The following is a 20,119-nucleotide window of genomic DNA, read 5'->3' as shown; positions in this document are numbered from 1 at the left end:
TCAGTCCTTGTCTCGGGCGTTGAGGGCGCTGCGGCCGTTGTTGTACGCGGTCTCGACATCGCTCTTCGTTTCGTCGAACCATGTGCTCTCTGTGACTTGGGGGTGCAGGGCGGCATAGACATCGAGTGGATTAGCGGCGCGAATCTCCGATGCAGTGTGGAAATCCTTTTTGGTCCGGACACCCTCGATGTCGACCCTTTCCTCCATCTCCTTGATTTTCCTCTCGGTGTCTCCGTCGATCGAGAACCCAGTGGCGCTCTCGATGAGTCCCGCGCCAGTCTCGATCAGAGTAGGGACTCCTACGGCCACGGCAGCGCTTGTCGTCGGCCCACCAAAAGGTGCTGCAGCCATGCCGGTGACCACACCGATGCCTTGGCTGATGAGTGCCTTTTTCCACTCTGCACTTTCGGTGATCGTCTTTCCTTCATTCTCCTTTGTGTCGTCTATATTTTCCTGGATCATGTTGCTTCGTGCCTCGTTGAGTACGCCTTGGGTTTTTGCGCCCGTCTCGATCACCTTGGCGAGTTCGTCATTGGGTTCGGAGTGGGCGATTAGTGCGCTCGTGGTGAACTGGTGCTGCGCTGAGGAAAGAATGCTGTAGCCTTGCTCGGTGCCGCCGACTTCGCCGAGGAATCCGATTGCGGTTGCGTTTCGCACGCTGATGTGTTCGGGTCCGGAATGTCTGAAGGCGCTGTCCCGGAGTTCCCTGCCTTCGGTCGTGTCGCCGAAATTGTCAACGCCATGGTTGATGTCGTCGATATACCCGGCACCGATTTTGGCCATACTGTCGGCCAGTGCGGATTTCTCCCCCAAGAATCCTGGCTCCAGAACGGTTCTGTCGTCACCGATCAGTGTGATCACCTGGCTCGCAACGTTCGCGCTGTCCTTGTCGCGATGCAGGCCCAGTTCAGGCTGCCCATGAGGATGGCCTAGGGCTGCGGCTTCGAGTGCGTGGCCGAGGTTATCAAGGCCGGCTTCGTCGGGCCATTCGCGTTCGTTGAGCAGATAGACGAGGTCGGTGTTCGGTTCAACGGCTCTATTCTGGAGGTAGTCCTTCTGGTGGAATACGTCCTGGGCGGCCTCAGGATTGTTCCCCAAAGCCTCCATGTACCCGCCCATGGGGTCCACCCCCTGATCGGCATTCCTGTCGAAGTCCAGGTATGGCTTCTCCCAGTCCGATTCCCAGAAGTCCTTCAAGTCGTCCTTGTGTTTGCGGTCGAACTCCAGGAGGCCGCCCTTGCGCCCGTCCTTGCTGTGCGGGTCCTCGATCCCCTTGCCGTAGTCGACAAGAAAGTCTGCGTCGTAGTTCCCGTTCTTGAGGAGTGAGCTCATGAGCTGGAATCCGTAGGGCTTGCCGAAGGAGCCCTCTTTAGAAATGCGCTTGGGTCCCAGTTCGATGATCTCCCGCTTCCACTGGAGCATGGCGTCCGAATCGGAGTGCGATGCGGTGGCCAGCGTGAATCCGAGCGACTTCTGGAGTCTTTGGAGCTCCTTGGCTCTGGCGTCCCCTTGTTCGGTGTCGTCGGTGGCCAGTTCCCAGAACTCGAGTGTGCCTTTGGCGCCCAGCCTGGTCGCGAACTTCTCCGCGAAGAGAGGGTCCCCTTCGTGTCTGGCGAGGATCGCGTTTGCTTTCTTGAGCTCCTCCGGAGCGGGGGCCTCTTTGGAACTCGCTACCCTGACCACGGCATCAAGGTCCTTGAGGGCCTTCTCGCGGCCCGCCACACCGTCCTTGATGCTGTGGTAGCCGTCGCCCGTGAATCCTCTGTCCCGGCCGTTGAAGTCCTGGGAGAGGATCCAGGAAAGCACATCGTCCGCAGTCGTGGCATCTGAGACCGCCGCCTGGATGTACCGGTTGTAGTCGGCGACGACCTGCGCGTACTCCTTCGCCTGGATGCCTTCCGCGGTGGGGTCGAGTTCGTCGGCGTTGGCGGCCTTGTACGTGACGCGGCCCTGCTCGTCGATGCTCAGGTTTTTGTCTTCGTCGATGATTTTCTTGTAGCCCTTGAGTGTCTTTTGGGCACTCTTGAATTTCGTGTGGGCGTCGTCGAGGAGCCAGCGGATGTCGTCGGCCTCTTCGCCCCACTGCGCCAGCTGCTTCGCGATGGAGCGCACTTTCTTCAGCGCGGCATCCCCGGCATCTCCCTCCCAGTCCGCTCTGGTGAGCGGGGTCTCCAACTGGTTGCGGAAGTTCGTCCCGACCTGCCTGATCTTTCCGGGGAGCGTCGCCCACTTCTGCACGGCTTCGTCCAAGGGAGTCAGGTTGGCCTTGATCAGGTCGTGATAGGCGACCATGGGTGCGTTGCTCCCGTTCCGTTGTCAGCAGGCAGCAGTGATGGCGCAGTGGCTGGTGCGATCAGGTAGTGGGCGTGGGGCGACGGACGCGCTTCACCGGGCGACCGGATCGCTGCCGCCCTTCTTCGTCTTTCCGGTGTCGAGGTCCTTTCCCGCGTTCTTGGCGTTCTCGCCCGACTGCTTGTCGCTTTCCTCGAATTTCGTGGCAGCGGAGCGGAGCGCGGTGGCAAGGTCCTGGTTCAGCAGCCCGCCGAGGTACCGCATCTGGTCCCGCCACCGCTCCTGGAAGTCCTCGAACGCGGCGGCGGCCTTGAACCCTTTGAGGCCTGCCTTGACCTGGCCCGTCTCCTTCATCGCCTCGTCGTCCACCTTGCCGACCGACCTGGCGACCTCCTCCGCGCTCCTGGCCTTGGCCCGAAGAGTGGACCCGGAGACCTTCAGGCCCTTCGCGGAGTCCGGTCCCTTGCCGCCGCCTGCCTCGTTGAGGCGCATGCCGACGGACTCCCTGGCCGCTGCCTGGAGTGCTGCCCATTCCTGCTCGAACGACATGGTTCCTCCGCGTGTGCCGACCGACCTGACGTGCTGAGGCGGGTGTTCGCATGGCTGCCCGGCGGTCCGTCACTGCTCGGCGAGCCAGCCGGTCTGGATCAGCGGGGCTCCCCGGCGGCGCGTGACGAAGACGCCTCGGCCCGGGGGCATCGGCCGGGGCCGGACGCGCCCGAGGATGTCTCCTTCGCCGGGGTCGCCGGAGAGGATGACGCCCTGGGCGCCGAGTTCCTTCATCCGCTGCAGGAACGGCTCGTACAGCGACCGTGCGGCCCCGGCGGAGTTCCGGGCGATGACGAACCGGATCCCGATGTCGCGGGCGAAGGGCAGGTTCTCGGTGAGGACCGCGAGCGGGTTGCCGTTCGAGGTGGCCACCAGCTCGTAGTCGTCGACCAGGATGAACACCTTGGGGCCGCTCCACCAGCTGCGGTCCCGCAGCTGCTGCGGGGTGACGTCCGGTGCGGGGGCCCGGCGGTCCATCAGCCCCCGCAGGGCCGACATGTGCACCTCCAGCGAGTTCGCCATCGGCGCGTACTCCAGCAGGTGCGTCTCCGGGACGGCCTCCAGCAGGGACCGGCGGTAGTCGCCCACCACGATCTTGGCCTCGTCGGATCCGTAGCGCTCCGCGATCTGCTTGGCGACCAGTCGCAGCAGCGCCGTCTTGCCCGACTCGCTCTCGCCGAAGACCAGGAGGAACGGGTCGGTCTCGAAGTCCACGAAGACCGGCTCCAGATTGGTCTCGTCGATGCCGATCGCGATGCCGTGCTGGGGGAACTCGAAGCCCTTCGGGAGCTGGTCGGCGCGGAGCCTGCGGGGGAGGAGCCGGACGCGCGGGGCGTGCGGGCCGGTCCAGTGGGTGGAGACGGCGGTCACCATGGCCGCGGTGGCCTCGGAGAGGTCGTCCGGGCTCCCCGCGGTGCCGTCGGTGCGCGGCAGGGCAGCCATGAAGTGGAGCTTCTCCGGGGTCTGGCCGCGGCCGGGTACGCCGGGCGGCACGTTCGCGGCGACCTTGCGGTCGAATTCGGAGTCCAGCGCGTCGCCGAGGCGGAGTTCCAGCCGGCCCAGGATCTGGTCCTTGAGGGACGCGCGCAGCTCCATGTAGCGGGAGGCGGTGAGCACGACGTGGATGCCGTAGCCGAGGCCGCGGGAGGCGATGTCGGTGACGACCCCCTCCAGCATCTCGTAGTCCTGTTTGAACGGACCCCAGCCGTCGATGACCAGGAACACGTCGCCCCACGGCTGGTCGGGCAGCTCGCCCGCGGCGCGCCGGCGCCGGTAGGTGGCGATGGAGTCGATGCCGTGGGCGCGGAAGTACTCCTCCCGGCGGGCGAGGACCCCGGCGACCTCGGCCACCGTGCGGCGTACCCGTTCCGGGTCCAGGCGGGAGGCGACGCCGCCCACATGAGGCAGGTCGGCGATCGCGTTCATCCCGCCGCCGCCGAAGTCCAGCCCGTAGAACTGCACCTCGTGCGGGGTATGGGTGAGGGCGAACGCCGAGACGAGGGTGCGCAGCAGGGTGGACTTGCCGGACTGGGGGCCGCCGACGACGAGCAGGTGGCCGGCCGCGCCCGAGAAGTCGCGGTAGAGGGTCTCGCGGCGCTGCTCGAAGGGCTTGTCGGCCAGACCGAGCGGCACCACCAGCCCGCCGGGGCGTGCGTAGTCCGCCGAGTGCAGGCCGCGCTCCGGGGTGGGGGCCAGCGGTGGCAGCAGCTCGTCCAGCGGGGGCGCCTCGTCCAGCGGCGGCAGCCAGACCTGGTGCGCGGGCTGGCCCTGCCCCTCCAGCCGCCGCACGATGACGTCGAGGACGGTGTCGGCGAGGGCGTCGTCGTCGCGCCGGGCCGGGGCGAGCGGCGCGGCCGGGTCGGGCACCGCGTAGGTCACCGGTACCGGAGCGGCGGTGAACACCGCCGGCCGCCGCTCGACGGGCAGTGGCCCGCCCGCCGGGGCGCCGGGGTCCGTGCGGTACGCGCCGGAGACGTACGCCGCCTTGAACCGGGTCATCTCGTCGGTGCCGAACTTCAGGTAGCCGGAGCCGGGGACGGACGGCAGGTGGTAGGCGTCCGGGACCCCCAGCGCGGCGCGTGACTCGGCGGCCGAGAAGGTGCGCAGGCCGACACGGTAGGAGAGGTAGGTGTCCAGTCCGCGCAGCCGGCCCTCCTCCAGGCGCTGGGAGGCCAGCAGCAGGTGCACACCCAGGGACCGGCCGATACGGCCGATCTGGATGAACATGTCGATGAAGTCCGGTTTGGCGGTGAGTAGTTCGCTGAACTCGTCGATCACCAGGACCAGGGACGCCAGTGGCACCAGCGGCGCGCCCGCGGCCCGCGCCTTCTCGTAGTCGTGGATGTTGGCGTGGTTGCCGGCGGAGCGGAGGAGTTCCTGGCGGCGCTGGAGCTCGCCGCGGATCGAGTCGCCCATCCGGTCGACCAGGGTCAGGTCGTCGGCGAGGTTCGTGATCACCGCGGAGACGTGCGGCAGCCGGGACATCCCGGTGAACGTCGCGCCGCCCTTGAAGTCGGCGAGCACGAAGTTCAGCGTCTCGGACGAGTGGGTGACCGCCAGGCCCAGGACCAGGGTGCGCAGCAGCTCGGACTTCCCGGAGCCGGTGGCGCCCACGCACAGGCCGTGCGGGCCCATGCCGTCCAGCGCGGCCTCCTTGAGGTCGAGCATCACCGGCTGGCCGTCCTCGCCCACTCCGATGGGCACCCGCAGCCGCTCCGCCTGGGAGCGGGGGCGCCAGGTGCGGGCCGCGTCCACCGCACCGGCGTCACCCAGCCCCAGCAGTTCGGTGAAGTCGAGGTTCGCCAGCAGGGGTTCGTCGTCGTCCCCGCCGCCCATCCGCAGTGGCGCCAGTTGCCGGGCCAGCGCTTCGGCGGCCTCCGGCGACAGGGTGTCGGGCAGCCCCTCGTAGACGAGACCGTCGGCGGACCGCAGTTCCAGCAGACCGGGGCGGACCACGATCGACAGGCCGCCGCGCGGTTCGTCGAGTTCGCCGGAGACCACCTCGACGACGGTGACGCCCTGCAGCCCCTCGGCCGCCGCGAACACCGAGTCGGGCGGCACCATGCCGCCGTCCAGCACCACGACCACGTGCGGCCGGTCCAGCAGCGGCCGTCCCTCCCGGCTGAACCGCGGCCGCTCGTCGAGCCGTCCCGCCAGCAGTTCCTCCAGTTCCCCGAGGTCGTCACCGAAGAGCCGCCTGCTGCCCGCCCCGTCCACCACGCCCGGCAGCTGGGTGTGCGGCAGCCACTTCGTCCACTCCCAGCGGGCGTCCGCGCCGCGCGCCGCCACCACCGCCACCACCAGGTCCTCCGGTGAGTGCAGCGCGACCAGCTGTGCGACGAGCGCGCGGGTGGCGCCGTGCGCGGTCGCCGCGTCACCGGAGACGGTCAGGTGGTAGAAGCGGCGCAGCGCCACGGCCACCGGCAGCCCGTCCAGGGAGTCGTGCACGGCCAGGAACCGCTGCATCGCGCCCGCAGTCAGCGGCTCCAGTTCGTCCACCGGCGCGGTCTCCGGCGCGACCAGCGGGGTCGCCAGGGTCTGCGCGCCCAGCCCGATACGGGCCTGGACGAAGTCGTCGTCGCCGATCCGGCGCTCCCACACCCGGCTGCCCTCGGCGACCAGTGCCCACAGCTGTTCCGGGGCCGGGTGCAGGTACAGCTGGGTGTCGCGCTGGGCGCGGGCGGTCCGGCGGATCGTCCGCCGGGTCTGGGCCAGGTACTTGAGGTAGTCGCGGCGCACGTCGGCCAGCTGCCCCTGGGTGCCGCGCCGGTAGCGCACCACCTGCGCGATGACCAGCGCCACCGTGGAGACGGCCATCAGCCCGCCCATGATGCGCATGAACGGCGGCGTGTGCGGCATGAAGAAGAAGACCACGGACGAGCCCATGCCGAGCATCGGCAGGACCTGCATCAGCACGCCCTCCTGCTGCCCGCGCGGCAGCTCGGGCGGCGCCTGGAGCCGTATTTCCTCCGTGGGCACATCGGGGGGCAGCGCCCGCGACGGACGCTTGACGACGATATGACTCACCGGACGACCAATCCCCCTTAACCGGGCGGGTGTACGCGCCGGTGACAGCGCCCCCCGGCACAACAGGTGAGCCTACCGACACGGAACGAAACCGCGCTCGGTAGGGTGGCGCCGGCAGGTGCACACAGCGTGGACAGCAGGGGGTATCCGCAGGTGAGTCCGACCACAGCGACCGGCTTCTGTCGCGTCACCGTCGTCGCACCCGACAGCCGTATCGACGTCGCTCTTCCCGAGGACCTCGCGGTGGCCGACATCTACCCGGAGATCCTCCGGCTGACCGGCCAGACCCAGCCCGCGGGCGCCCCGGTCGGCTATCACCTGGTGCGGCGGGACGGCAGTGTGCTGGACGCCTCCCGGTCGCTGGCCGGCCAACGCGTGCTGGACGGCGAGTTGCTGAGCCTGCGACCGTTCGCCGAGTCCCTGCCGCCGGCCGTGTACGACGACGTGTCCGACGCCGTCGCCACCGCGGTCGTCCGCGACCGCCATCTGTGGAGCGACGACCTGCTGCGCGGCGCCGGACTGGCGGGCGGGGTGCTGCTGCTGGTCCTCATGGGTTTCGTGCTCTGGTACGCCGACCCGGTGCACCACGACATGCACAGCCTGCCCGGAGTGGTCGCCGGGGCGGCCGGGGTGCTGCTGACCGTGCTCGCGGGCGTCCGGGCGCGGGTCTACGACGACCGGGCCTCGGCGGTGGCGCTGGGGTTGGGAGCCATGCCGCACCTGCTCATCGCCGGTTCCGGGGTCATCGCCGCGGACGCCGGGGAAGGCCCTGGCAAGCTCCAGTTCCTGCTCGGCTGCGTCACCGTGCTGGTCGCCGCGGCCGCCCTGGTCGCCCTCGCCCCCAGCGGCGACGCGCCGTTCGTCGCGGCGGCGTTCCTCGCCGCCGTCGGGACCCTGGCTACCTTCTGCGCGATCCTCGCGGAGGCGTCGGCCACCGAGGCCGCGGCGGTCGCCGCGCCCGTCGCGGTCGGTGCCGTCGCCTTCCTGCCCGGCCTCTCCGCCCGCTTCGCCCGGCTGCCGATCGGCTACGCCGCCCCGCGGAGCACGGCCCGTCTCGACTTCGACGCCGACCCCGACGAGCCGCCCACCGCCGACCCGGTCGACGGGGCCCGCGTCGCCGCCCAGGCCCGGCGCGGCCACGAGACGCTCCTCGGGCTGGTCGGCGGATGCGCGGCGGTCGTCATCGGCGCGGCGGCCGTCCTGGGTTTCTCGTCCTCCGGCTGGGGCCGGCTGCTCGCCCTGGCCACCGGGGTCGCCATGCTGCTGCGCGCCCGCCTCTTCCGCTACACCTCGCAGGTGGCCTGCGCGCTGTTCGCCGGGATCGCCGCGATCGGTCTGCTGATCCTGGGCCTGTCGCTCGACCCGCCGGTCACCGCCGTCCAGGAGCTGCTGCGTGGCAACCGGGCCGAGATGGACGTCCGTACGGTCTGGCTGGCGGGGGCCGTCGCCGCCGGGGCGGCGCTGATCACCGCCATCGGCCTGATCATCCCGAAGAAGGGCCTCACCCCCTTCTGGGGCCGGGTCTCCGATCTCGCCGAGGGGGCGTTCCTGCTGTCCCTGGTGCCGCTGTGCCTGGCGGTGCTCGACGTCTACGACGCGGCGCGCAGCATGACCAGCGGCTGACCGGCGACACCGCCCCTGGCTCCGACCCCGGCTCGCCTCTCCCTCCGGCCCCGGCTCGCCTCGGTGCCGGATCCACCGACCGGCGGCGGCATCGACGGCGGCGGCACCGACCTGCGGCGGCATCGACCGGCGGCGGTACCGACCGGTCGCGGTCGCGGTGTCGCGGCTGTCGGTGGGGTCGTCGGTCGGGCCGTCGGTGGGATCGCCAGTGGGGCCGCCGGTGCCGGCGCCGCACTCGGTCTCAGTGCACCCGGAAGCAGGCGTTCACCCGGGAGGGTGAACTTCGCGCATCCGGTCCGTGCACCGCGCGGTACCGGCCGGGACACCCGCACCACCCCGATCCCCGGGGTCCCGGGGCCGCACCCCGGGCCTCGTAACCCGGCCTGGAGCGCGCACCCCGGGCCCTCGGGTCCCGCACCACCTCGGTCCCCGGATCCCCGACCGCACCCCGCACCCCGCGCCCCGCGCCCCGCGCCCCGCACCCCGCCCCCCCGGGTCCCCGGTCCCCGGCCCGGAGCGCGGCGGGGGCCCGCGCACCCCGGCATGCAGACGAACATGCAGACGACCTCCGGCATGCGCAGGCTCCGGCCCGCAGGTGCCCCGAGCATGCAGGTGCCCCGGAACGCGCAGGCCCCCCGGCGCATGCAGGGGGGCCTGCATGTCGCCACCGGGCCCGCCGGAACCCCTCCGCGCAGCCGGCCGGGCACACCCCGGGCAGCCGGCCACCACGAGCCTGGTACGCTGTGTGACGGCCGTTTGTGTACGCGCCTCCGGTTGCCCCGGTCCTCGATCCGGGCACTGGGGACAGCGCCCAGCGTGCCCCGCCTCCCGAGTAACGGAAGCTCCCCTGAGACCAAGACCAGGGGCACTCGGTGGCCGAAACGAAGATCCTAGGAGTTCCGAGTGTCGCTCGACGCCGCCACCAAGAAGCAGATCATGGCCGAGTTCGCCACCAAGGAGGGCGACACCGGTTCCCCCGAGGTCCAGGTCGCGCTGCTCACCCGCCGCATCTCCGACCTGACCGAGCACCTCAAGACCCACAAGCACGACCACCACTCGCGCCGTGGTCTGCTGCTGCTGGTCGGCCAGCGTCGCCGCCTGCTGCAGTACCTGGCCAAGAAGGACATCACGCGCTTCCGTGCGCTGGTGGAGCGCCTGGGCATCCGTCGCGGTGCGGCGGGCGCCAAGTAAGTCGTCGTGAAGGGAGCGGTTCCCGCGCCAGGGGGCCGCTCCCTTTGCCGTACGCGCGAGGCCTCCGGCCGACGCGTACGGGCGGGCATCGGCGGGTAACACCGGTTTCAGCCGTCGTGAGGTCGGCCGAAGCTTTGTAGGCTGGTGCCAGGCAACGCCATAACGCACAACGCCATAACGAACGAGGAGGAGCGCCTCATTCCCCGCCGTGTCGGCGCCGCAGGCGCCGGTCCTCGGTAGTGGCTCCCGGAACTGGCAATTCCGGTGGCTTCGATCGAAGACCGGCCCGGCCGCCGCAATCCGGCCAGGGGCGCTCCGCCGCCACCGTCCTCCGTCACACGGACGAAGGACGCAGACGAGGAGATTTCCCTGGTGGAGAACGAGACCCACTACGCCGAGGCCGTCATCGACAACGGCGCCTTCGGTACCCGCACCATCCGTTTCGAGACGGGCCGCCTGGCCCGTCAGGCCGCCGGCTCCGCCGTGGCCTACCTGGACGACGACACCATGGTGCTGTCGGCCACCACCGCGTCCAAGAACCCCAAGGACCAGCTCGACTTCTTCCCGCTGACGGTGGACGTCGAGGAGCGGATGTACGCCGCCGGGCGCATCCCCGGGTCCTTCTTCCGGCGTGAGGGCCGCCCCTCCGAGGACGCCATCCTCACCTGCCGGCTGATCGACCGCCCGCTGCGCCCGTCCTTCAAGAAGGGCCTGCGCAACGAGATCCAGGTTGTCGCCACGATCATGGCGCTCAACCCCGACCACCTCTACGACGTGGTCGCGATCAACGCCGCGTCCGCCTCCACCCAGCTGGCGGGCCTGCCCTTCTCCGGCCCGATCGGCGGCGTCCGCGTCGCGCTGATCAAGGGCCAGTGGGTGGCCTTCCCGACCCACACCGAGCTCGAGGACGCGGTCTTCGACATGGTGGTCGCGGGCCGCACCCTGGAGGACGGCGACGTCGCGATCATGATGGTCGAGGCCGAGGCCACCGCGAAGACCATCCAGCTGGTCAAGGACGGTGCCGAGGCGCCGACCGAGGAGATCGTCGCGGCCGGTCTGGACGCCGCCAAGCCCTTCATCAAGGTGCTCTGCAAGGCCCAGGCCGACCTCGCCGCCAAGGCCGCCAAGCCGACCGCCGAGTTCCCGATCTTCCTCGACTACCAGGACGACGTCCTGGAGGCGCTGACCGCCGCCGTCCGCGACGAGCTGGCCCAGGCGCTGACGATCGCGGGCAAGCAGGAGCGCGAGGGCGAGCTGGACCGCATCAAGGCGGTGGCCGCCGAGAAGCTGCTGCCGCAGTTCGAGGGGCGCGAGAAGGAGATCTCCGCCGCCTACCGCTCGCTGACCAAGACCCTGGTCCGGGAGCGCGTCATCAAGGAGAAGAAGCGCATCGACGGCCGCGGGGTGACGGACATCCGTACCCTCGCCGCCGAGGTCGAGGCGATTCCGCGGGTGCACGGCTCGGCGCTGTTCGAGCGCGGCGAGACCCAGATCCTGGGCATCACCACGCTGAACATGCTCCGCATGGAGCAGCAGCTGGACACGCTGTCGCCCGAGACGCGCAAGCGCTACATGCACAACTACAACTTCCCGCCGTACTCCACCGGTGAGACCGGCCGGGTCGGCTCGCCCAAGCGCCGCGAGATCGGTCACGGCGCGCTGGCCGAGCGGGCGCTGATCCCGGTGCTGCCGACGCGCGAGGAGTTCCCGTACGCCATCCGGCAGGTCTCCGAGGCGCTGGGCTCCAACGGCTCCACCTCCATGGGCTCGGTCTGCGCCTCCACCATGTCGCTGCTGAACGCCGGTGTGCCGCTGAAGGCCCCGGTCGCCGGTATCGCCATGGGCCTGATCTCCCAGGAGATCGACGGCGAGACGCACTACGTCACCCTCACCGACATCCTCGGTGCGGAGGACGCGTTCGGTGACATGGACTTCAAGGTCGCCGGTACCAAGACCTTCGTCACCGCCCTGCAGCTGGACACCAAGCTGGACGGCATCCCGGCGTCCGTGCTGGCCGCGGCCCTCAAGCAGGCCCGCGACGCCCGTCTGCACATCCTCGACGTGATGAACGAGGCCATCGACGTCCCCGACGAGATGTCCCCGAACGCCCCGCGGATCATCACCGTCAAGATCCCGGTGGACAAGATCGGTGAGGTCATCGGCCCCAAGGGCAAGATGATCAACCAGATCCAGGAGGACACCGGCGCCGACATCACCATCGAGGACGACGGCACCATCTACATCGGTGCCGCCGACGGCCCGGCCGCCGAGGCCGCCCGCACCACGATCAACGGCATCGCCAACCCGACGATGCCCGAGGTCGGCGAGCGTTACCTGGGCACGGTCGTGAAGACCACCACCTTCGGTGCCTTCGTCTCCCTGCTCCCGGGCAAGGACGGCCTGCTGCACATCTCGCAGATCCGCAAGCTCGCCGGTGGCAAGCGGGTGGAGAACGTCGAGGACGTGCTCGCGGTGGGTGCCAAGGTCCAGGTCGAGATCGCCGAGATCGACCAGCGCGGCAAGCTCTCCCTCATCCCGGTGATCGAGGGCGAAGAGACCGCCGAGGGCGAGAAGGACGAAGCCGCCAAGTGACGTCCCGTACGCACCAGGCGACGGCCCGCACCTCTTCGGAGGGGCGGGCCGTCGCCCGTACCCAAACGCTTCTCAAGGGTGAGAACGGCATCGGGACGGTCCGCCGGACGACCCTCCCCGGCGGGCTGCGGGTGGTCACCGAGACCCTGCCCTCGGTGCGCTCCGCCACCTTCGGCATCTGGGCGCACGTCGGGTCCCGCGACGAGACCCCGTCGCTGGGCGGTGCCACCCACTACCTGGAGCACCTGCTCTTCAAGGGCACCTCGCGCCGGAGCGCACTCGACATCTCCGCCGCCATCGACGCGGTCGGCGGCGAGATGAACGCGTTCACCGCGAAGGAGTACACCTGCTACTACGCGCGGGTGCTCGACACCGATCTGCCGCTCGCCATCGACGTCGTCTGCGACATGCTGACCGGCTCGCTCATCGAGGCCGCGGACGTGGACGCCGAGCGGGGTGTGATCCTCGAAGAGATCGCCATGACCGAGGACGACCCCGGCGACTGCGTGCACGACCTGTTCGCCCACACCATGTTCGGCGACACCCCGCTGGGCCGCCCGGTGCTCGGCACCGTGGACACCATCAACGCCCTCACCCGCGACCGCATCGCCCGCTTCTACCGCAAGCACTACGACCCCACCCACCTGGTGGTGGCCGCCGCGGGCAACGTGGACCACGCCAAGGTGGTGCGGCTGGTGCGCAAGGCGTTCGACCGGGCCGGTGCCCTGGAGCGCGCCGACGCGGTCCCGGTCGCCCCGCGCGACGGCGTCCGCACCATCCGCGCCGCCGGCCGGGTGGACGTGCAGACCCGCAAGACCGAGCAGGCCCACGTGGTGCTCGGCATGCCCGGCATCGCCCGCACCGACGATCGCCGCTGGGCGCTCGGTGTGCTCAACGCGGCCCTCGGCGGCGGCATGAGCTCCCGGCTCTTCCAGGAGGTCCGGGAGAAGCGCGGACTGGCGTACAGCGTCTACTCCTACACCTCCTCGTTCGCCGACTGCGGGCTGTTCGGCGTCTACGCCGGCTGCCGGCCCAGCCAGGTGCCCGACGTACTCAAGATCTGCCGCGACGAGCTGGACCAGGTCGCCGAGCACGGCCTGTCCGACGAGGAGCTGCGGCGCGCCATCGGCCAGCTGTGCGGCTCCACGGTGCTGGGTCTGGAGGACACCGGTGCGCTGATGAACCGCATCGGCAAGAGCGAGCTGTGCTGGGGCGGACAGATGTCGGTGGACGACATGCTGGCCAGGATGCAGGCGGTGACCCCGGACGAGGTGCGCGAGGTGGCCCGCGATGTACTGGCCCAGCGCCCCTCGCTGTCCGTCATCGGCCCGCTGAAGGACAAGCAGGCGGCGCGGCTGCACGAAGTGGTCTCCTGACGCGGTCGGGGGCCCGGACCGCCCCGGGCCCCCGGCCGCCGGGGGCCCGGACCGGCCCCCGACCGTCAGGGGCACCGTCCGCGCGCGGACCGAGCCGCCTTCGATCGGGAGCCCGACCGAAGGCCCAACCGGAGGAAACGAGCAATGAGCAAGCTGCGAGTGGCCGTGATCGGCGCCAAGGGCCGGATCGGCTCCGAGGCCGTACGGGCCGTGGAAGCCGCCGACGACCTGGAGCTGGTCGCCGCGCTGGGCCGGGGCGACAAGCTGGAGACGCTGGTCGAGGCCGGGGCCCAGGTCGCGGTCGAGCTGACCAACCCGGGCGCCGTCATGGGCAACCTGGACTTCTGCGTCCGGCACGGCATCCACGCCGTCGTCGGCACCACCGGCTGGACCGACGAGCGCCTCGACCGGCTGCGCACCTCACTCGCGGCGGCCCCCGGGGTCGGCGTGCTGATCGCCCCCAACTTCTCCATCGGGGCCGTGCTGACCATGCGGTTCGCGCAGGCCGCGGCGCGCTTCTTCGAATCCGTCGAGGTCATCGAACTGCACCACCCGGGCAAGGCCGACGCCCCGTCCGGCACCGCCACCCGCACCGCCCAGCTGATCGCCTCGGCGCGCGCCGAGGCCGGCTGCGCCCCCCAGCCGGACGCCACCACCACCTCCCTGGACGGGGCGCGCGGCGCCGACGTGGACGGCGTGCCGGTGCACTCGGTGCGGCTGCGCGGGCTCCTCGCCCACCAGGAGGTCCTCCTCGGCGACCAGGGCGAGACGCTCACCATCCGGCACGACTCGACGCACCACAGCAGTTTCATGCCGGGCATCCTGCTGGGCGCGCGCCGCGTGGTGACCACCCCGGGGCTGACCTTCGGCCTGGAACACTTCCTGGATCTGGACTGACCGCTGTGCGCGCAAAGATCACCTACTTCACCCTCGCGGCCGTCCTGGTCGTCTACTTCGTCCTGGTGGGCAGCCGCGGTGTGCTGCTGATCAGGCACGGCACCGTGGTGACGGTGGCCTTCGGACTGGCGGTGCTGGTGCTGCCGTTCATCGGCTGCTGGTTCCTGTGGCAGACCACCCGGTTCGCCCGGAACGCCAACCGGCTCGCCCGGGAGCTGGAGGCGGAGGGCGGGCTGCCGGTGGACGAGCTGGTCCGCACCCCCAGCGGCCGGATCGACCGGTCGTCGGCGGACGCGGTCTTCGCCAAGCGGCAGGCCGAGACCGAGGCGGCGCCGGAGGACTGGCGCTCCTGGTTCCGGCTGGCCGTGGCGTACCACGACGCGCGGGACACCCCGCGGGCCCGCAAGGCGATGCAGCGAGCCATCTCGCTCCACGGGGGCGCCGCCCGGCGCTGACCGGGCGGCTGGAGCCCCGGCGGTGGCGTGCCCCGGGCCGGCCGCTGGCCGGGCCGACCGGGGGCGCCCGCGGTCAGCGGTGCCGGGCCGCCCAGCCCTCGATCGCGTCGGCCGCCATGTCGAAGGCCTCCGGACGCCCCAGGAAGTCGGCGTTGTGATCGGTGATGATCGGGCGCAGCGGTGCGCCGCCGGCCGGCTCGACGATCACCGCCTGCCCCTGCACGGTGCGCGGCAGCCCCAGGAACCGCACCGGCTGCTGGACGGTGCGCACCGCGCCGACCCGGCCCCAGGCCATGGTGGTGGTGGTGAACAGGGCCATCTGGCGCAGCCCCGCTCCGCTGACCCACACCCCGGTCCGTACCAGGCGCACGGCGAGGACGATCACCCCGGTGGCGACCGCGACGCACACCCCGGCGCCGGGCAGCGCCCCGGCCATCGCGATGATCAGGGCCGAGAACAGGATGTACGAGGCGAGGAGCAGCAGCAGCGCCGCTCCGGCGACCCGCCAGGGTCCTGGGCGGTACGGGCGGCGCCAGCGGTCCCGTGCGTCGTACGGCAGCGGGTCGGGGTCCGGCGCGTGGTCGTCGGCGGAGCGATCGGCTGTCAGGAACTGCAGGGGCACGACGGGTCCTCACTCACACGCACGGTCGAGGGGGCTGTGGTGGGTGAGGCTATCCCAGCCGCGGTCAGCGGCCCTGCGACGCCTCCGAGTGCTGCACCTCACGGGTGTCGTGCGAATCCGTCCCCAGGGCGGGGAGCCCGAACAGCAGGGCGCCGGCGAACCCGGCGACGATGACCAGGCCGACCAGGATGTTCCCGGCGATCTCCGACAGACCGGCGCGCTGCCGGGGCGGCGGGGTCACATTGCTGCGGAACCGCTCGGCCTCCGCGACGAAGGCGAACGGCACGGCCTCGGGACTGCGGGCACCGCCCAGCGGAGGCTGGGGGAGTGACATGGGGCACTGCTCCTCACGGGCGTGACGGGGTGGCGACAGCGGACGCTGCCGAACGGGAAGACGGAGAAACACCCCGCCAGGTGCCCGTTTTCGGCAACTTTCGAAATTTTGTCAGCGCGGGGTGGTCGGGAGAGGCTGGGACGGGGTGGGGGGACGGCGGCCCGTAAGCTTGGCGCCGCCCAGCGAAGTGACCGGAAGGACTTTGTAGTGACCGAGCTCCCCGTCGAGAGCGCACCAGCCAGTTTCCGCAGCGACGTGACGGTCGAGCTGGTCAAGCACGCCGCTGCCGACTCCGACGTGCTGTGGGCCGCCCGGGTCTCCACCGCGGGTGAGCAGTCGCTCGACGAGCTCAAGAAGGACCCCGAGCGCTCCAAGGGGTTGATCAACTTCCTGATGCGCGACCGGCACGGCAGCCCCTTCGAGCACAACTCGATGACGTTCTTCATCAGCGCCCCGATCTTCGTCTTCCGCGAGTTCATGCGGCACCGCGTCGGCTGGTCGTACAACGAGGAGTCCGGCCGCTACCGCGAGCTGCAGCCGGTCTTCTACGTGCCTGGCGAGGACCGCAAGCTGGTCCAGCAGGGCCGCCCGGGCAAGTACGAGTTCGTCGCGGGCACGGACAAGCAGCACCAGGTCGTGAGCGAGCAGATGGAGGCCGCGTACCGCGGCGCCTACGAGGCGTACCAGCGGATGCTGGGCGAGGGCGTGGCCCGCGAGGTGGCCCGGGCGGTGCTGCCGGTCGGCCTCTTCTCCTCCATGTACGCCACCTGCAACGCGCGCTCCCTGATGCACTTCCTGGGCCTGCGCACCCAGCACGAGCAGGCGAAGGTGCCGTCCTTCCCGCAGCGGGAGATCGAGATGGTGGGCGAGCTGATGGAAGCCGAGTGGGCGAAGCTGATGCCGCTCACGCACGCGGCCTTCAACAACAACGGTCGCGTCGCGCCGTAGGGCGGGCCCGTACGGCTCAGTAGCAAGAGATGTCCGTATTGCGGCATTTCATGAGGTTCATCTAGGCTGACCATACGGACCCGGCACTGCCTGAACCCCCGAGCAGGCAGTGCCGGGATCCATCTCGCCCGCCCCGAACGAGCGCCTCGGGGCACGCTACGAGTAGCGTTGGACCCATGGCTCCGACATCCACTCCGCAGACGCCCTTCGGGCGGGTGCTGACCGCCATGGTCACGCCTTTCACCGCTGATGGCGCCCTCGACCTCGACGGCGCCCAGCGACTCGCCGCCCATCTGGTGGACGCCGGCAACGACGGTCTGATCGTCAACGGCACCACCGGCGAGTCCCCGACCACCAGCGACGCGGAGAAAGCCCAGCTGGTGCGCGCGGTGGTCGAGGCGGTCGGAGACCGGGCCCACGTGGTGGCAGGAGCCGGCACCAACGACACCCGGCACAGCATCGAGCTGGCGCGCGCCGCCGCCCAGGCGGGCGCGCACGGCCTGCTGGCCGTCACCCCGTACTACAGCAAGCCGCCGCAGGAAGGGCTCTTCCGTCACTTCTCGGCCATCGCCGACGCCACCGAGCTGCCCGTGATGCTCTACGACATCCCCGGCCGCAGCGGCGTCCCGATCAGCACCGAGACGATCGTGCGGCTCGCCGAGCACCCGCGGATCATCGCCAACAAGGACGCCAAGGGAGATCTCGGCCGGGCCAGCTGGGCCATCGCCCGCTCGCGCCTGGCCTGGTACTCCGGTGACGACATGCTCAACCTGCCGCTACTCTCGGTGGGAGCGGTGGGCTTCGTCTCGGTCGTCGGCCACCTCGTCAGCCCCGAACTGCGCGCGATGCTCGACGCCCACCTCGCGGGCGACGTCGCCAAGGCGACCGAGATCCACCAGAAGCTGCTCCCGGTGTTCACCGGGATGTTCCGCACCCAGGGTGTGATCACCACCAAGGCGGCGCTGGGCCTCCAGGGCCTGCCCGCCGGACCGCTGCGACTGCCGCTCATCGAGCTTTCCCCCGAGGAAACCGAACAGCTCAGGCGCGATCTCGCCGCGGGCGGGGTACAGCTGTAACCACAGACTTCACAACTGCATACAGACATATCAGCACGTGCACGAATGTCATGCGCGCCATGTGCCCTGCCCGGGCATGTGGCGTGTGTGGTGAGGAGAGTCTTTTGAGTCATCCGCATCCCGAGCTCGGCCCCCCGCCGAAGCTCCCCAAGGGCGGCCTGCGCGTCACCCCGCTCGGCGGCCTGGGCGAGATCGGCCGCAACATGACCGTCTTCGAGTACGGCGGCCGCCTGCTGATCGTCGACTGCGGAGTGCTCTTCCCCGAGGAGGAGCAGCCCGGAGTCGACCTGATCCTGCCCGACTTCACCTCCATCCGGGACCGCCTCGACGACATCGACGGCATCGTGCTCACGCACGGCCACGAGGACCACATCGGAGGAGTGCCGTTCCTGCTGCGGGAGAAGCCGGACATCCCGCTGATCGGTTCCAAGCTGACCCTCGCCCTGATCGAGGCGAAGCTGCAGGAGCACCGCATCCGCCCCTACACCCTGGAAGTGGTGGAGGGACACCGGGAGCGCATCGGCCCGTTCGACTGCGAGTTCGTGGCGGTCAACCACTCGATCCCGGACGCGCTGGCGGTCGCCATCCGCACCCCCGCCGGCATGGCGGTGCACACCGGCGACTTCAAGATGGACCAGCTGCCGCTGGACGGTCGCCTCACCGACCTGCCGGCCTTCGCCAGGCTCGGCGAAGAGGGCATCGACCTGCTGCTCTCGGACTCCACCAACGCCGAGGTGCCCGGGTTCGTACCGCCCGAGCGGGACATCTCCGGGGTCCTGCGCCAGGTCTTCGCGAGCGCGCAGAAGCGCATCATCGTGGCCAGCTTCGCCAGCCACGTCCACCGCATCCAGCAGATCCTGGACGCGGCACACGAGTACGGCCGCCGGGTCGCCTTCGTGGGCCGGTCCATGGTCCGCAACATGGGCATCGCCCGGGACCTCGGCTACCTGCGGGTGCCGGCCGGGCTGGTGGTCGACGTCAAGACCCTCGACGACCTGCCCGAGGACGAGATCGTGCTGGTCTGCACCGGCTCCCAGGGCGAGCCGATGGCCGCGCTGTCCCGGATGGCCAACCGGGACCACCAGATCCGGATCGTCCAGGGCGACACGGTGATCCTCGCCTCCTCGCTGATCCCGGGGAACGAGACCGCCGTGTACCGCGTCATCAACGGGCTGACCCGGTGGGGCGCCAACGTCGTGCACAAGGGCAACGCCAAGGTGCACGTCTCCGGGCACGCCTCGGCCGGCGAGCTGCTGTACTTCTACAACATCTGCAAGCCGAAGAACCTGATGCCGGTCCACGGCGAGTGGCGTCATCTGCGCGCCAACGCCGAGCTGGGAGCCCTTACCGGCGTCCCCAAGAACCGCTGCGTGATCGCCGAGGACGGCGTGGTCGTGGACCTGGTGGACGGGGTCGCCAAGATCGTCGGCAAGGTCCAGGCGGGCTATGTCTACGTGGACGGCCTCTCGGTGGGTGACGTCACCGAGACCTCTCTGAAGGACCGGCGCATCCTCGGCGAGGAAGGCATCATCTCGGTCTTCGTGGTCGTCGACACCACCACCGGCAAGATCGTGGGCGGACCGCACATCCAGGCACGCGGTTCCGGTATCGACGACGCGGCCTTCGGCGCGGTGATGCCGAAGATCGACGAGGCACTGGCCAAGTGCGCCTCCGACGGCGTCGCCGACCCCCACCAGCTGCAGCAGCTGGTGCGCCGCACGATCGGCAAGTGGGTCTCCGACACCTACCGGCGCCGGCCGATGATCCTCCCCGTGGTGGTGGAGGTCTGACGGTCCCTCAGGGGTCTGGCGTGGAGCGGGGCGCTCGATTTGCATCGGGCGCCCCGCTCCAGTACGTTTACGGCTCCGCCCACGGGGAAACAACCGGCGCCATCGTGCTGCCGCGAGGATCCCGGAACGGGTGGAAAACCGGCTCAGAGAATTCTGATAAAGTCGGGACAGCCGAAAGGCAAACCCCCTCCAACGGGGACCGGAAATGAAATCCGAACCGGGAACGGAACGGAAAACGGATCTGGTAAGGTTGGAAACACCGAAGGGAAGCGCCCGGAGGAAAGCCCGAGAGGGTGAGTACGAAGGAAGCGTCCGTTCCTTGAGAACTCAACAGCGTGCCAAAAGTCA

General features: G+C 70.1%; 14 protein-coding genes. 9 read left to right on the top strand and 5 right to left on the bottom strand.

Going from position 1 to position 20,119, the window contains the following annotated elements; genetic code table 11:
• The 3 genes from ACH4B3_RS00070 to eccCa all read right to left on the bottom strand — a co-directional run bounded on the left by ACH4B3_RS00070 (nt 1) and on the right by eccCa (nt 6,867).
• The gene (locus ACH4B3_RS00070; protein ID WP_398460426.1) at nt 1-2,292 is read right to left on the bottom strand and encodes a DUF6571 family protein; all 2,292 of its coding nucleotides are present in this window, start codon (nt 2,290-2,292) and stop codon (nt 1-3) included.
• A 93-nt stretch (nt 2,293-2,385) separates the two neighbouring features.
• Entirely contained in the window at nt 2,386-2,841 is a 456-nt protein-coding gene (locus ACH4B3_RS00065; protein WP_398460425.1) for a type VII secretion target, read from the bottom strand.
• 69 nt (nt 2,842-2,910) lie between these two features.
• The gene (gene eccCa / locus ACH4B3_RS00060) at nt 2,911-6,867 is read right to left on the bottom strand and encodes a type VII secretion protein EccCa (RefSeq protein ID WP_398460424.1); all 3,957 of its coding nucleotides are present in this window, start codon (nt 6,865-6,867) and stop codon (nt 2,911-2,913) included.
• Between the two features lie 153 nt (nt 6,868-7,020).
• Here eccCa and eccD point away from each other — a divergent pair, with 153 nt between their 5' ends.
• From eccD to ACH4B3_RS00030, 6 genes are all read left to right on the top strand, one after another.
• Nucleotides 7,021-8,490: a type VII secretion integral membrane protein EccD gene (gene eccD / locus ACH4B3_RS00055; RefSeq protein ID WP_398460423.1), complete on the top strand. Its 1,470-nt coding sequence runs from the start codon at nt 7,021-7,023 to the stop codon at nt 8,488-8,490.
• Between the two features lie 903 nt (nt 8,491-9,393).
• Nucleotides 9,394-9,681 carry a 30S ribosomal protein S15 gene (rpsO, locus tag ACH4B3_RS00050; RefSeq protein WP_099201622.1) on the top strand — a complete coding sequence of 96 codons (288 nt, stop codon included), beginning with the start codon at nt 9,394-9,396 and terminating at the stop codon, nt 9,679-9,681.
• A 372-nt stretch (nt 9,682-10,053) separates the two neighbouring features.
• Nucleotides 10,054-12,273 carry a polyribonucleotide nucleotidyltransferase gene (locus tag ACH4B3_RS00045; protein ID WP_398460422.1) on the top strand — a complete coding sequence of 740 codons (2,220 nt, stop codon included), beginning with the start codon at nt 10,054-10,056 and terminating at the stop codon, nt 12,271-12,273.
• A complete protein-coding gene (locus ACH4B3_RS00040; protein WP_398460421.1) occupies nt 12,270-13,649 on the top strand; it encodes a M16 family metallopeptidase in 1,380 nt (459 codons plus the stop codon). Before ACH4B3_RS00045 ends, ACH4B3_RS00040 begins: the two co-directional genes overlap by 4 nt.
• 144 nt (nt 13,650-13,793) lie before the next feature.
• Nucleotides 13,794-14,546, top strand: coding sequence for a 4-hydroxy-tetrahydrodipicolinate reductase (gene dapB / locus ACH4B3_RS00035; RefSeq protein WP_398460420.1), 753 nt, complete (start codon nt 13,794-13,796; stop codon nt 14,544-14,546).
• Nucleotides 14,547-14,551: 5 nt separating this feature from the next.
• Nucleotides 14,552-15,001 (top strand): hypothetical protein, encoded by a 450-nt coding sequence (locus tag ACH4B3_RS00030; RefSeq protein WP_398460419.1) that lies wholly within the window; start codon nt 14,552-14,554, stop codon nt 14,999-15,001.
• A gap of 73 nt (nt 15,002-15,074) precedes the next feature.
• Here the strand turns inward: ACH4B3_RS00030 and ACH4B3_RS00025 are convergent, their stop codons facing one another.
• Nucleotides 15,075-15,623: a hypothetical protein gene (locus ACH4B3_RS00025; RefSeq protein ID WP_398460418.1), complete on the bottom strand. Its 549-nt coding sequence runs from the start codon at nt 15,621-15,623 to the stop codon at nt 15,075-15,077.
• Between the two features lie 64 nt (nt 15,624-15,687).
• Nucleotides 15,688-15,957 carry a hypothetical protein gene (locus ACH4B3_RS00020; protein WP_398460417.1) on the bottom strand — a complete coding sequence of 90 codons (270 nt, stop codon included), beginning with the start codon at nt 15,955-15,957 and terminating at the stop codon, nt 15,688-15,690.
• A gap of 207 nt (nt 15,958-16,164) precedes the next feature.
• Between ACH4B3_RS00020 and thyX the strand changes: the two genes are divergently transcribed.
• From thyX to ACH4B3_RS00005, 3 genes are all read left to right on the top strand, one after another.
• The gene (gene thyX, locus ACH4B3_RS00015) at nt 16,165-16,905 is read left to right on the top strand and encodes an FAD-dependent thymidylate synthase (RefSeq protein ID WP_398460416.1); all 741 of its coding nucleotides are present in this window, start codon (nt 16,165-16,167) and stop codon (nt 16,903-16,905) included.
• A gap of 176 nt (nt 16,906-17,081) precedes the next feature.
• Nucleotides 17,082-17,981 (top strand): 4-hydroxy-tetrahydrodipicolinate synthase, encoded by a 900-nt coding sequence (dapA, locus tag ACH4B3_RS00010; RefSeq protein ID WP_398460415.1) that lies wholly within the window; start codon nt 17,082-17,084, stop codon nt 17,979-17,981.
• A gap of 104 nt (nt 17,982-18,085) precedes the next feature.
• On the top strand, nt 18,086-19,771 hold the full coding sequence (locus ACH4B3_RS00005; protein WP_398460414.1) for a ribonuclease J: 1,686 nt from the start codon (nt 18,086-18,088) through the stop codon (nt 19,769-19,771).
• Nucleotides 19,772-20,119 lie beyond the last annotated feature (348 nt).

The organism is Streptomyces sp. NPDC018031 (genome assembly GCF_044327625.1).
In the GTDB taxonomy this organism is placed as follows: Bacteria; Actinomycetota; Actinomycetes; order Streptomycetales; family Streptomycetaceae; genus Streptomyces.
This window is presented reverse-complemented; position numbering and strand designations above follow the sequence as displayed.